Here is an 11,972-nt window from a genome sequence, read left to right as displayed (position 1 = left end):
AAAAGAATAGCAAAGAAATGATTTTCGGATATGTTAGAGTAAGTACAGCACAGCAGAATTATGATATGCAAGTGGATTCATTATTGAATTTCGGTGTCAAACGTCAGGATATATTTTTTGATAAAGCTTCGGGTGCAAAAGAGGACAGGAAAGGATTGGAAGCTTTAATGATGCGGTTGAGAAATGGCGATACTGTTGTGGTTTATAAAATGTGCCGATTGGCAAGGAATGTAAGGCATATTTTATCAGTAATGGATTTTTTTGATAAGAATGGAATTTCTTTTAAGAGCGTTCAGGAGCCATTTTTAGACACTCAATCAGCTTATGGGAAATTCATTTTTACATTGTTTGCAGCACTTTATGAAATGGAAAGGGAAATTAATGCGGAAAGAGTTGTTGAGGGGGTAAAATCAGCTAAAAACAGAGGTGTAAGGTTAGGAAGGCCTAAAGGATTATCAAAAAAGTTACAACAAATAGCACCTGCTGTTATTTTAATGCACAAAGACAAAAAAACATCCATACGAAAAATAAGAGAAACCTTTAATATTAGTCAGGGTTCGATTTATCGAATATTTGAGTATGAAAAATATGATTACAAAAGAAATCATAAAAATAAAGGGAATAAAAACGCTCGTATCAAAGTAGCGTAAATACTAAACAATAATAACAACAAATTATGAAACAAGGTCGCGCAAGAACTTTAAGCATCTGTGTAAGTGATATTCCAAAGTCGAGAATATTAAAACACGAAAACGGAAAAATGTACATGAACATTAGTACATGGGATTATGACGAACCTGATCAGTATGATAACGATTTTTCAGTGTCTATGTCACCAACAAAAGAAGAAATTGAACAACGAAAAAATGGGGAAAAAGTTGATCGTATTTTTATTGGAAACGGAAGGATTTGGGAAACTAAAACAATGGAACCAATATCTGAAGAAGAAGCAGATGATTTACCATTTTAAAAGCAGTAGCTGTGGTAGATAGAGAAGAGTTAATTGCGAATAATATCATTTCGGAAATGCAAGAATTTGGATTGACACATGATGAAATGCTGAATGTAATTCAGTTAGCAAAGGAAAAATATAAACTTTTAAAACAGTAATATTTAAAATACAACGATATGAGTAAGCGTGAAAAAATTAAAGGAAAAATAAAGGCTCTTTTATCAAAAACAACAGATAACGGAGCTAGCCAAGAAGAAATGGAATCTGCTTTAACCAAAGCAAATAAATTAATGATGGAGTTTTTTATATCTGAACATGATTTAAAAGACCCGTACATATCTGAAAAGTGCATTTTAAAAGAAGTTACATTAATTAAATCAGGTTACGATTTAACAGGGTTTTATAACAGCTTAACAAGATTATTTGATTGTCATTATTACTATAATAGTAAGAGAATTTCATTTTTCGGGTTTGAAGAAGACACGGAGCTTTGCGCTTATTTCTATAGTTTCATTGTAAAAAGTTGCCTTAAAGAGAAAGTAAAATACATGAAGTCTAAGGATTATAATTACTTAAAGCAGCTTTATCACGGACGTACTTTATCTGCCTCGTTTATTAAAGGATTTATGAAAGGTGTATGCTTAAAAATGAATAGAATGTATAATGACCGAAAAACTGAATTGTCATCCGAAAAATATGGTTTAATGGTAATTGAAAAGAAGTCTAAAGTTGAAAATCAATTTAAAGACTTGAATATGAAAATTAATATCATTTCTGCAAAACAAATTATAGCTGAAGAATCAGCATTTAATCAAGGTAGTAAAGTAGGTAGAAATATAAATTTAATACAAGGTGTAAATCAAAGTAAGAAACAATCAACTTTATCATTAAATCTGTAGGTTCTTCGACACCTTAAAATCGGAAAAGTTCTTTGACATAATTGTGGTAAGTAAATTACAATAAGCGTTTATAGACGTTTATAAACGTCTATAAACGTTTATAAAACGGTTATTTGTAAACATATTATTATCTTTTAACATGATAAATTCTTTGGGATGATATTCATGTTTATTTCATATAGAAGTATAAACACAGGGGAAATCAATGAAATTTTAGTAATTAGATGTTAAACTTAAACCTAGATATACAATCAACCCTAAAAACAATTTTAATCTCAGTCCTATTTACTTATATTTGAAAGGTAGATATGCGCAATTGTGCATATACACTAGTTGTACCACATACTGAGAAAATGTATATGAAAATTAAAATTCTGATATTGATTACAATTTTTATCTTACCTTATAAATCATTTTCACAGGATACAAAAACAGAAATGGCTCTCTATAATATTGGAATAAATTCAGTCTTTTCAGGAATTGGAGCATTAATAAATAAAAAGCCGAATGAAAAATGGCATAAAGTTCTATTGAAAGGTATGGGGCAAGGTGCTTTTGGTGGATATATAATCTATGAGAGTAAAAACCTTATTGGCAATATTAGTAGCAAAAAATCTTGGCAATACAGTTGGTACGGGAAGTTAGTGAATTCGGCAGGAACATCAATAGTTGAAAATGCATCATCAAATCGAAATTTTTGGGAACAATGGCATTTAAATATTGGTTTTAATAGAATCGAATTTCATACAAAGGACAAGTTCAGAGTCAAATATAAAATTATGCCTATTTCATTGTACTTAACAGTAAGTACGGCAATCGGAAATAAATTTGAATTTGAACGTACTTTGCAAACAGGTGAAATAATATTTTCGGGCAGTAATCTTTCTGGGAATGGAATTGATGCAAGAGGAATTGCAAGAGGAAATATATTATTGATTGACCAAAGGTCTTTAAATCAATATGATTTAATCTCCCACGAGATAATACATATTTATCAATATTATGATTACAATTTTGCAAATACATATTTCAATAAACCAATAGATAGGTGGAACAATAACTCGAAGACTTTTAAATTTTTAAACGATATATTTTATTGGGACCTGCAAGGGCCAATTTTGAGAGGTTTGTATCTTTATGAAAATTTGAATAGAAGCTGTTATTATGATAACTTTTTCGAAAATGAAGCAGGTTTTTATTCAAATACAATACGTTGTTATTAAAGTACGTGGTACAACACCACCTAAACTGCATTAAAACGCAGCTTAGCCAAAACGTAGCCAATTTGAGAAATGAGCAATAAAGGAAAAAGACATAACAAAAGGTGGCTGATTTCACGACTTAAAACTTCTGGAAGTAAAAGACGATATGTGAATGATGGTGACTACTCGGATACCCGAAACACGAAAAAGAATAAGAATAAGAACTGGGACGAATTGCCAACCTTTGAGGGCATGGGACAAAGTTTTAAATTCTTTAATAGTAAAATAAATTATGGACTACTTATTCGATTCTTAAGAGGTAAAAATGGTTCCAATTGGAATGATGTACAAAAAGAAGTTTCGGAAAGAATACCAAGTAACTTAAGCGAGTATAAGGATTGTTTAAAATGGTTTGTTGCCGATTTAATCGAAAAACGGGAAGACGGACTTTGGGATAAAAGAGAACAGAAATATTTACACCTTAATCCCAATGAACCATATGATTGGAATATACATATCTCTAAAGAGTTTTATGTTGACCCTGACTCAAATGAATTAGTCAAAATTGCGGATTTTCCTTCCAATAGAAAAACCAAAGGAATGAGTAGTGAAGAATTGCGGAAATTCAGAGAGACTGAAAAGAATTTGAAATTAAAAGAAAAGCAATTCAAAATATTGGAACAGAAAAAAGTTGAACGAGATGTTGAAGTAATTTTAAAAAACAAAGAAGAATAAAAACTGTCTACAATAACTAAGTATATGGCGTGCCGATAGGCTAACGCTATATGATTTGTTGGGCACATAAGGAATAAAACATATAATATACTTACCACAAACACCTTTTTCAAGGTGTTTTTTTATGTCCAAGATTTAGTAAACGAATTATAAATAAAGAGTAGGATAATGGATGTAATAATTAGATTTAAAAGAGAAGTCAATCAGGAGAAATTACGAAAATTGGTTGAGTTCTTAAACGAGAATGAAATTAAGCTATCATTTATTAGTATCGATTCCCCAGGGGGTTCGATTGGTGAAAATCCTCTAGAATTTTTAACTCCAAAAACATTAGAGTATAACGAGTTTACTCATAAGAGTAAATGTCATAAATAGTGTAGAAATAATGACAGAGCAAGAAAAAGCAAGAGCTTCAATGGAAGCATTAAAACAAACTATTAAAGAATCTAGGTATAAGGACACTCTTGGAGCAATGAAAACTATTAAAGAAGATGATAGGTCGGATTTTTTTAAAGCTTTCTATTGGGAACTAAATAACCGTTTAAGAACTGGAAATAATCAATATATCGAAGTAGTAAATAAATTGAACAAAGCATATAAATAACAGTAGAATATGCAAAAACCACCATTAGGAATATTCCCGAAAAAAATTAGAGATACGCAAAGACTTAATGAGATTATCAATGCTGTAAATAGGTACTTTGATGCTAAAACCGAAATTCCCTTAAGATGGATCGAGGAATACAATCAGTTAGTTAAAAAACAGTAGTTATATCAGTTTAATTATAAAGAACAAGGAACCAATAAAAATAATAATTGAAAATAATTTTCCTAGTGTCTTTTCGAGTTTTGAATATGGAAATTCTTTATGCCAATGTTTTTTATCGTGTCTCCATTCATAACTGTAAGAGAAAAATATATAAATAGATAAAAAAAGAAAGAAAATTAATAGGATCAACATAAAGCAAAAATAGCGAAACTAAACAAGAGTAGTAATTAAAACAAGATTAGATCGCAGGCATGACCAAATGGAAAATTAATATGCCTATAAAGAAAAGGTTCCCAACAAGTACAGCTTATCAAATCTGGTATGACTTTGTATAAAGGAGTAAAAATAAAAACTATCACCAGACCAAAGGAAATTAACTTAGTTAAAACAGATACTTTCCTTGGTTCTACAAATTCGATATTAAGTTGTTCATAGCTGTGTTCCATAAAGTAAAAATAGTAAAAACAAAATAAAGTAAAACAGTAATTAAAGCAATACCATGAAAAGAATAAAAGAAGAACTGCAAGCTGAAGAAAATTATCATTCGAATGGTTATCAATTAAAATCTAATGAAGATATAATTGATACTATAAAAGAATATGAACAGCGCATTAAATCAATGACGTATGATGTTGCAGTTAAGATTGCAACACGCGAAGGTTTTTTTCAATACTATTTCAAGGCCCTAAAAAGAACCCCATCACAAAAAGCAGCTTTTGAAGTAACAAACGAACTGCACCGATTGATATTTGGAAAAGAGAAATTTACCTACCAATATTTCAAAAAATTTAAAAACAACCATCTTAAAAATTAAAAAATGAGTTTATTAAAAGAAAAAAAAGTAATTGTATTGGATGCTTTTTTGAATAGCCAAGACAACACAGTTCCGGCAATCGTAAAAAAAACAGGAATAAAAGAAAAAGAAGTACATAAAATTATAAACGAATACATCGACACCTTATCCGTAAAATATGAAGAAATCAATTAAAAAAAATATCCAATTAGTAAGTATTATTTTAGGAACGTTCACTGTATTGTTTTGTACTTCTTTATTATTTGAAATACCATTATTTCAGCACCCTGTAAGATATATACTTATTCTTTTGTTTATGGTGGTCCAGGGCTTTGTTGGGTTTGTCATGACTAAATATTTTATAAAAGAAAATACAAAGGGATAAAATGTCCCCAATACAATGAAGTAATTACTTCAATTTTACACCATATAATTTTGGTGTATGCTTTTCGAATCTTTACAATCTGTTACTAAACGAAATTATTCTCTTTCAGGAATTGGAAGCGGAATATTTCCTTTTGTCGGAGGTTCAAAAGTAGCCCAAAAGGTAAACGATAACGCAGCGTTTACCCTTTCTTCTTTTTATAACGGAATTGAAATCCTTTGCAATGATTTTGCAAAATTACCTAAAGGTGTTTTTCGCAAGGTGAATGTTGATCGTTTAAAAGACGAAGAAAACCGCATTAACTACCTAATCAGTAAACGTCCTAATAATCTTATGACAGCATTTATGTTTGATAAGATTATGTTGATGAAGGCAATTGTGAAAGGAAATGCCTATGCGATAATCCAAAGGAATGAAGTAACGCAGGAAGTATTGGCATTTCATGTGGTTGATGAAACAGAAACCCCTGTAAAAGTTTCAATTGCAGAAGGAAGGTTGTTTTATGAAATAGGGGAAGAAATGTATTCTTCTTATGAAGTTTTACACGTTCCAGGCTTTTCATTTAATGGGATCACCGGAATTGGCATTGTTACCTTCGCAGCACAGAGCATGGGGGTAAATTTAAGTTCACAAAGTTTTGCCGGGGATTATTACGATACCAAAGGGCAAGGCGTTGGAATTGTTTCTGTGCCTAATGCAATGAATGCAGGGGTAAAAATGGAATATAAAAAGGGGTTGGCGGGTTCGTTAACGGATCCAGGGCAATGGAAAGTATTGGTTTTGGATGATGGGGCAACTTTTCAAAATGTAAGCTTAACACCGCAAGAATCTCAATTTTTACAGACAAATCAAAATGGTATTTTGGAGGTGGCAAGGTGGTTGAATTTACCGCCACATAAATTGAAAAGCTTGGAAAATGCAACCTTTTCAAATATCGAACATCAGGAAATTCAGCACGTTGGGGATTCTATTTTGCCATGGGCATTGAGGTTCCAAAACGAATACGATGTAAAACTTTTTACAGAAGAACAGATTCGTGCAGGGTATTATATAAAATTCAATACAAATTCACTTTTACAATCCGATAAACAAGCGCAGGCAGACTATTTTTCAAAGCTTATTCATGCGGGGGTTTTTACAAGAAATGAAGTAAGGGCTTTATTGGATATGAACAGAATGGAAGGTTTAGATGAACCACTAACCCCTGTAAATACACAAACCTTAAAACAGATTGAAACGAAGCTTCAGGGATTAAAAAATAGTAGTAAAAATGAATAAAATGATTACACGTAGTGCTTATGCACAAAGGGTATCTGAAGAAATGCAAGAGAAGCGGCAAGTGGATTTTGTAATTTCTTCTGAAGCGGTGGATTCTTATGGAACTATTTTCAAAATGGATGGTTGGGATTTAACCAGGTATCAAAAAAATCCAATTGTTTGCTATATGCACCGATCAGGTTCGGATGATCCGGATAATATCATTGGAACTTCCACTGTTCGTGTGGAAGGGGATAAGCTTATTGGTCGGGTAGCTTTTGAGGATGCAGAAACAAATCCAAAAGCGGAAAAAGTATTTCGCAAAGTTTTAAACGGAACTTTACAAATGGCTTCTATTGGTGCCAATATTTTGGAAGGAAGAATGGGGGATGAAAAGCTTGGGGAAGATAAAGAGGTGTTGATTTTTACACGTCAGGAGTTAATGGAGTGGTCCATTGTGGCGGTAGGATCAAATCCTGATGCACACAAAAGAAATGCGCAAACAATGCAAGAATTAAAACAAGGTTTGGAAGTGAAATCAAACCCAGGTAATAAAAATTTAACTGTGCGTGAAGCGCAAATATTAATTAATAAAAACAAAAGATAAGATGAAAAATTTACAAACCTTATTGACTGAACGTGCTTCTTTAGTTACCGCACAAGAAAATATTGTTGAAACGGCAAAAAGTGAAAAACGTGAATTAACTTCTGATGAAGAAAAACGCTTTGATGATTTGCAAGCGGATCATGATGCTTTGGAGCCACAGATTAAGCGTGCAAAGATTGTGGAAGATAGAATGAAGCAGAAGGCAAAAAGTGCAAAGAATATTGCAGCGCCTGCGGTACACACTAGGAATAAGGAAAACGAAACTTATTCCATTACAAAAGCAATCCGCTCTGTTGTGGAAGGTAAAGGTTTGGAAGGTGTGGAAGCGGAAGCAATGCAGGAAGCAAATGAGGAATTCAGAAATGAAATGTTAGTGCCATCAGCGCATTCAATTGCAATTCCTTCATCAATGATGTCAAGGGCGCAATCCGTAACAGGAGATTCAGGAAATAAAGGGGGTAATTTAGTAGTTACCGAAGCACCAAGAATGGTTGCACCTTTATTTGCAAAAAATCCGTTGAATGAATTGGGAATTACCAATTTAACAGGATTGCAAGGTGATGTTCCATTGATTTCAAATACAGATGTTTCTTTTACATGGGCGACCGAGAATCAGGAAGTTACTGATACAACAGATTCTGATTTTACAGGGCCAATTTTAAAGCCTAAAAGAATCGTTGCAATCGTGGATGTTTCACAGCAACTTATTTTGCAAAGTAGTGTTGGTGTAGAAGCAATGATTATCACAATGCTAAATGATGCTTATGGGCGTGCCATGGCTTCCGCAATTATTAATGGACCAGGTACGGAAGCACCATTGGGGATTTTAAACCTTCCAGGGGTTACAGATTTATCCGGAGCATCCGCTGTTTTACCTTCGTATGATAATATTGTTGCTTTGGAAACTGCAATTGAAGCTGAAAATGCAACCGATAAATCATTGGCGTATGTTACCAATAAAGTCCTGAAAGGAAAGTTGAAAACAACAACCATGACAGGAACGGATTCTGTAATGTTATCCGATGGAAAAACTCTAAATGGTTCAACACTTGTTTCTTCAAATCTTGTTCCAGAGTTAACAACAAACCATCCTTTAATTTTCGGGGATTGGTCGCAAGTTTTCACAGGCTCATGGGGTGGTTTATCTATTTCAGTGGATACGGTTACCCAATTACCAAAAGGTAAAATTCGTTTAGTTGTAAACGCTTATTCAGATGTGCAAGTGGTACATCCAAAAGCTTTTGCATTTAACAAAAAGTTTAAAATAGCTTAGTTTTTCGTTCATATTTGTATAGTTATGACTTCGGTAATTGTGGTGGTTACCGAAGTTTTTAAAAAATTTTATCATGTCAAAAAAAGAAGAAAATACAACTGCTTCACAAGATAAAGAAGCAACAGTTTTAGTAAGAGTTATAAAATCACCTGCGGGAAAGTTTTTGCTTCCATATAGTGTAGGGGAAGAAGTGGCTTTGGAAGTAAAAAGAGCAAAAGAACTTTTGGAAGCAGGGTATGCGGAGGAAGTAAAAAAGTAAGATAAGCATGGCGTTTTATATTGAAATAGAAGGGGAAGATCATGAAGTGATTTCCTTACAAAAGGCAAAAGAGCATTTAAAAATTGAAGATGATTTTGAATTGGAAGATGCTTTGATTTTGGGGTATTTGGAAGCTTCTATTTCTTATGTGGAAGGCTATTTGGGGATAAAGGTACAACGCCAAAAATATGAAGTATCAGGAAAATCTTTTCAGGATGTTTTAAGCTTTCAAAAAAGTAAAATTGTTAGTGTGGATAGTTTTACCTATTTGAATGATGCAGATGTGTTGTTGGACTTGGATGCTGAAAAATACGCTTTGCATAGTATTAACAAGTTTGAAAATGCGGTACAGCTTTCTTCCGATTTGCCCCAGGTAAAGCCAAACAAACCTGATGCGGTTAAAATGGTGGTTACTGTGGGGATGTTAAAAGTTCCAACGGTAATAAAGCAGGCAATTTTGTTGATGTTAGGGGATTTCTATGAAGTAAGATCCAACAGGCCTAAAGCGGTGAATGATACAGTTAAAAATTTAATTTCTACACACCGAAAGCCTTATTGATGAAGAGTAACACCTACATAGGGGAATTAAATGAACGCATTACCATTCAAAGTGTGGTGGATGTAAAATCTACTAATTCAGGTGCTACTTCTAGGCAATTAACAGTGTTGAAAGCGTGCTGGGCAAAAGTTGATGATATTTCAGGAACTGAAGAACTAGAAGGAGGAAGGGTTTTGTATTTAGATACAAAAAAATTCACTATTCGTTATGATTCTCGCTTGGTTGGTCCTGATGCTACGAAAAGAGAAATTGAATATCAAGGTTTAAAGTATAACATTGTTTCTGTGAAAAAATACGGAAGGAACCGATACTTGGAAATAAAAGCTTTGGTTCGTGAGTAGGCCAATGTTTGCAATAGAAGGCTTTTCTGATTTAGCAAAAAAGATTAGTAAGCTTGGCGATGATAAAACCAAGCGAAGGGAAGTTGAACGGATATTGCGACAGGTTGCAAAACCAACAGTCCAGGCGGTAAAACGTTTTGCTCCGGTAAGTAAGAAACCGCATATTTTAAAAAGAAAATCCCAAGCTTTCGGAACATGGGTTACACCAGGAACAGGAAGAAAGAGTATTGGAAGTAAAAGAATGCGAAGATCTATAAACCCGATGATAGTGACAAGTCCAAGGAGTTTAAGAAGTGCAGATGGATTCTATTTAAGACAGTTTGTAATTCCTGGAACAAAACACCAGGAATCAAACCCTTTTGTGGATAGAGGTTATCAGCAAACAAAAGGAGCAGTTACAGCCGATGCAGAAGTGAGGGTTGCAAAATATATTCAAAAACAAATTAAAAGATTAAGCGTATAAAATGAGTTTTGTAAAGGCTTCCAATATCGTATATAATGACTTAAAGAGTTTCCCAGGAGTAACGAATTTGTTAACGAATGGTGAAAGCGGAATTTATCCTTTGTTGGGTAGTCATGATGCAGGGCCTTGTTTTGTGGTGTATTTCATTGAGGATAATGGATTGGTATCGAAGCAACCTGCAAAACGATTTGAAGTAATTACACGATGCTATGCAAAAGAATATGACTTGTGCTGTCAAATAGCAGATGAAATTACCAATGCTTTTGCCGATTCTTCGGAAGTGTATGCGGAACTTGGTGGAAGTCCTTTTCAGGATGAAGAGGATTTTATTGCAATAGAACAAAAATTTAATATTAAAATAGAATAAAATTATGGCATTTTACGAGGGTTCAAAAATGAGATTAAAAATTGGTACAAATGAAGTGTTCCATGAAATGAATGCAACACTTTCAACAAATAGAGATTTCAATGAAATTTCTTCTAAAGATACCAATGGGGTGGAATCTACACCAGGGAAAAAAAGTTGGAGTTTAAGTAGTGATGCGTATGTAAAAAATGCAACAGGATCTGAAAATGATTTGAAAGCGATTGCTGATGCTTGGGCAGCAGGTACTTTGGTGGATGTTGAATTTACAGATGGTGTTTCAGGAAATCTTTCCTTTTCAGGGCAGGCATATATTGAAAGTTTTTCAATAAAAGCAGCAACCGATGAAACAGTTACTTTCGATTATAATTTGAAAGGAAACGGAGAAATCACAACCGCAATAAACTCTTAAAATGGTTTTACAAGTAAACGGAAAAGACTATGCAATTAAGTTTGGTATTGGCGTGATTCGTAGAGTTTGCGAACATTATAATATCAAAAAATTATCAGGATTTGATGGTTTAATTGAAGGCTTGCAATTGGATAAAATGGAAGATCCTTCTTTTGAGCAATTGGGATTCATTGGTGTTTTGGTGCAATCAGCAATAAAAAATGCAAATCCAAAAGCAACTGTTTCTTCGGATGATATATTGGATGAATTGTTAGTGAATCCTGATGTTTTTTCTGAAGTGTTTGAAGAGTTTTCAAAGGCATTGCCACAACCATCAGAAGTAAACCCTGAAAAGCGGGGAAATGTGAAGCGGGATCAATAGTATTTGATCCCGATTTTGAACAATTGGAGCAGGTTGCCTGCGGTGAAATGGGGTTGTTAATTGATTATTATTATTCGTTAACACCCCGCCAATTTTCAAATATCATTATTGGCTATCGTAAAAAGGAAGAAGCGCAAAACAAAGAAGTGTGGGAGCGCCAACGTTTACAAATGTATTTTTCATTATTGCCATACACAACAGATAAGAAGTTTAAGCCAATAGATGTTTTGGTGTTTCCTTGGGAAGAAAAAAAGGAAACGAATTTAAGCGAAATCAAAGCAAAAACACCCGAAGAAATAAAAGCTTTTTTTGATAAAACCAATTAATAAACAAGTCGTATA

General features: G+C 33.3%; 22 protein-coding genes. All 22 read left to right on the top strand.

The window, feature by feature from the left end; genetic code table 11:
* The first annotated feature begins 17 nt into the window (after positions 1 to 17).
* The 22 genes from AC2TDS_RS05620 to AC2TDS_RS05515 all read left to right on the top strand — a co-directional run bounded on the left by AC2TDS_RS05620 (position 18) and on the right by AC2TDS_RS05515 (position 11,957).
* Positions 18 to 650 carry a recombinase family protein gene (locus AC2TDS_RS05620; RefSeq protein WP_484738142.1) on the top strand — a complete coding sequence of 211 codons (633 nt, stop codon included), beginning with the start codon at positions 18 to 20 and terminating at the stop codon, positions 648 to 650.
* Between the two features lie 26 nt (positions 651 to 676).
* Entirely contained in the window at positions 677 to 970 is a 294-nt protein-coding gene (locus AC2TDS_RS05615; RefSeq protein ID WP_484738141.1) for a hypothetical protein, read from the top strand.
* 11 nt (positions 971 to 981) lie between these two features.
* The gene (locus AC2TDS_RS05610) at positions 982 to 1,110 is read left to right on the top strand and encodes a hypothetical protein (protein WP_484738140.1); all 129 of its coding nucleotides are present in this window, start codon (positions 982 to 984) and stop codon (positions 1,108 to 1,110) included.
* Between the two features lie 18 nt (positions 1,111 to 1,128).
* Positions 1,129 to 1,851 carry a DUF2786 domain-containing protein gene (locus AC2TDS_RS05605; RefSeq protein ID WP_484738139.1) on the top strand — a complete coding sequence of 241 codons (723 nt, stop codon included), beginning with the start codon at positions 1,129 to 1,131 and terminating at the stop codon, positions 1,849 to 1,851.
* A gap of 380 nt (positions 1,852 to 2,231) precedes the next feature.
* Positions 2,232 to 3,074: a hypothetical protein gene (locus AC2TDS_RS05600; protein WP_484738138.1), complete on the top strand. Its 843-nt coding sequence runs from the start codon at positions 2,232 to 2,234 to the stop codon at positions 3,072 to 3,074.
* Positions 3,075 to 3,143: 69 nt separating this feature from the next.
* Positions 3,144 to 3,788 (top strand): hypothetical protein, encoded by a 645-nt coding sequence (locus AC2TDS_RS05595; protein ID WP_484738137.1) that lies wholly within the window; start codon positions 3,144 to 3,146, stop codon positions 3,786 to 3,788.
* Between the two features lie 168 nt (positions 3,789 to 3,956).
* On the top strand, positions 3,957 to 4,163 hold the full coding sequence (locus AC2TDS_RS05590) for a hypothetical protein (RefSeq protein ID WP_484738136.1): 207 nt from the start codon (positions 3,957 to 3,959) through the stop codon (positions 4,161 to 4,163).
* 10 nt (positions 4,164 to 4,173) lie between these two features.
* Entirely contained in the window at positions 4,174 to 4,392 is a 219-nt protein-coding gene (locus AC2TDS_RS05585) for a hypothetical protein (protein WP_484738135.1), read from the top strand.
* 9 nt (positions 4,393 to 4,401) lie between these two features.
* On the top strand, positions 4,402 to 4,557 hold the full coding sequence (locus tag AC2TDS_RS05580; protein ID WP_484738134.1) for a hypothetical protein: 156 nt from the start codon (positions 4,402 to 4,404) through the stop codon (positions 4,555 to 4,557).
* Positions 4,558 to 5,056: 499 nt separating this feature from the next.
* Complete coding sequence (locus tag AC2TDS_RS05575) at positions 5,057 to 5,371, top strand: hypothetical protein (protein WP_484738133.1); 315 nt, start codon at positions 5,057 to 5,059, stop codon at positions 5,369 to 5,371.
* Between the two features lie 3 nt (positions 5,372 to 5,374).
* Positions 5,375 to 5,545: a hypothetical protein gene (locus AC2TDS_RS05570; protein WP_484738132.1), complete on the top strand. Its 171-nt coding sequence runs from the start codon at positions 5,375 to 5,377 to the stop codon at positions 5,543 to 5,545.
* A gap of 247 nt (positions 5,546 to 5,792) precedes the next feature.
* A complete protein-coding gene (locus tag AC2TDS_RS05565) occupies positions 5,793 to 7,013 on the top strand; it encodes a phage portal protein (RefSeq protein WP_484738131.1) in 1,221 nt (406 codons plus the stop codon).
* Between the two features lies 1 nt (position 7,014).
* On the top strand, positions 7,015 to 7,599 hold the full coding sequence (locus AC2TDS_RS05560; protein WP_484738130.1) for an HK97 family phage prohead protease: 585 nt from the start codon (positions 7,015 to 7,017) through the stop codon (positions 7,597 to 7,599).
* A 1-nt stretch (position 7,600) separates the two neighbouring features.
* On the top strand, positions 7,601 to 8,872 hold the full coding sequence (locus AC2TDS_RS05555; RefSeq protein ID WP_484738129.1) for a phage major capsid protein: 1,272 nt from the start codon (positions 7,601 to 7,603) through the stop codon (positions 8,870 to 8,872).
* A 73-nt stretch (positions 8,873 to 8,945) separates the two neighbouring features.
* Positions 8,946 to 9,131 carry a hypothetical protein gene (locus AC2TDS_RS05550; RefSeq protein WP_484738128.1) on the top strand — a complete coding sequence of 62 codons (186 nt, stop codon included), beginning with the start codon at positions 8,946 to 8,948 and terminating at the stop codon, positions 9,129 to 9,131.
* A 7-nt stretch (positions 9,132 to 9,138) separates the two neighbouring features.
* A complete protein-coding gene (locus AC2TDS_RS05545) occupies positions 9,139 to 9,690 on the top strand; it encodes a head-tail connector protein (RefSeq protein WP_484738127.1) in 552 nt (183 codons plus the stop codon).
* On the top strand, positions 9,690 to 10,031 hold the full coding sequence (locus tag AC2TDS_RS05540; RefSeq protein ID WP_484738126.1) for a phage head closure protein: 342 nt from the start codon (positions 9,690 to 9,692) through the stop codon (positions 10,029 to 10,031). Before AC2TDS_RS05545 ends, AC2TDS_RS05540 begins: the two co-directional genes overlap by 1 nt.
* A 4-nt stretch (positions 10,032 to 10,035) precedes the next feature.
* Positions 10,036 to 10,494, top strand: a complete 459-nt coding sequence (locus tag AC2TDS_RS05535) for an HK97-gp10 family putative phage morphogenesis protein (RefSeq protein WP_484738125.1) — start codon at positions 10,036 to 10,038, stop codon at positions 10,492 to 10,494.
* 1 nt (position 10,495) lies between these two features.
* The gene (locus AC2TDS_RS05530; protein WP_484738124.1) at positions 10,496 to 10,861 is read left to right on the top strand and encodes a hypothetical protein; all 366 of its coding nucleotides are present in this window, start codon (positions 10,496 to 10,498) and stop codon (positions 10,859 to 10,861) included.
* Between the two features lie 28 nt (positions 10,862 to 10,889).
* Positions 10,890 to 11,270, top strand: a complete 381-nt coding sequence (locus AC2TDS_RS05525) for a phage tail tube protein (RefSeq protein WP_484738123.1) — start codon at positions 10,890 to 10,892, stop codon at positions 11,268 to 11,270.
* 1 nt (position 11,271) lies between these two features.
* Complete coding sequence (locus tag AC2TDS_RS05520; RefSeq protein WP_484738122.1) at positions 11,272 to 11,631, top strand: hypothetical protein; 360 nt, start codon at positions 11,272 to 11,274, stop codon at positions 11,629 to 11,631.
* A gap of 23 nt (positions 11,632 to 11,654) precedes the next feature.
* Positions 11,655 to 11,957 (top strand): hypothetical protein, encoded by a 303-nt coding sequence (locus AC2TDS_RS05515; RefSeq protein ID WP_484738121.1) that lies wholly within the window; start codon positions 11,655 to 11,657, stop codon positions 11,955 to 11,957.
* Positions 11,958 to 11,972 lie beyond the last annotated feature (15 nt).

It is taken from the genome of Tenacibaculum profundicola (genome assembly GCF_057220795.1).
This window is presented reverse-complemented; position numbering and strand designations above follow the sequence as displayed.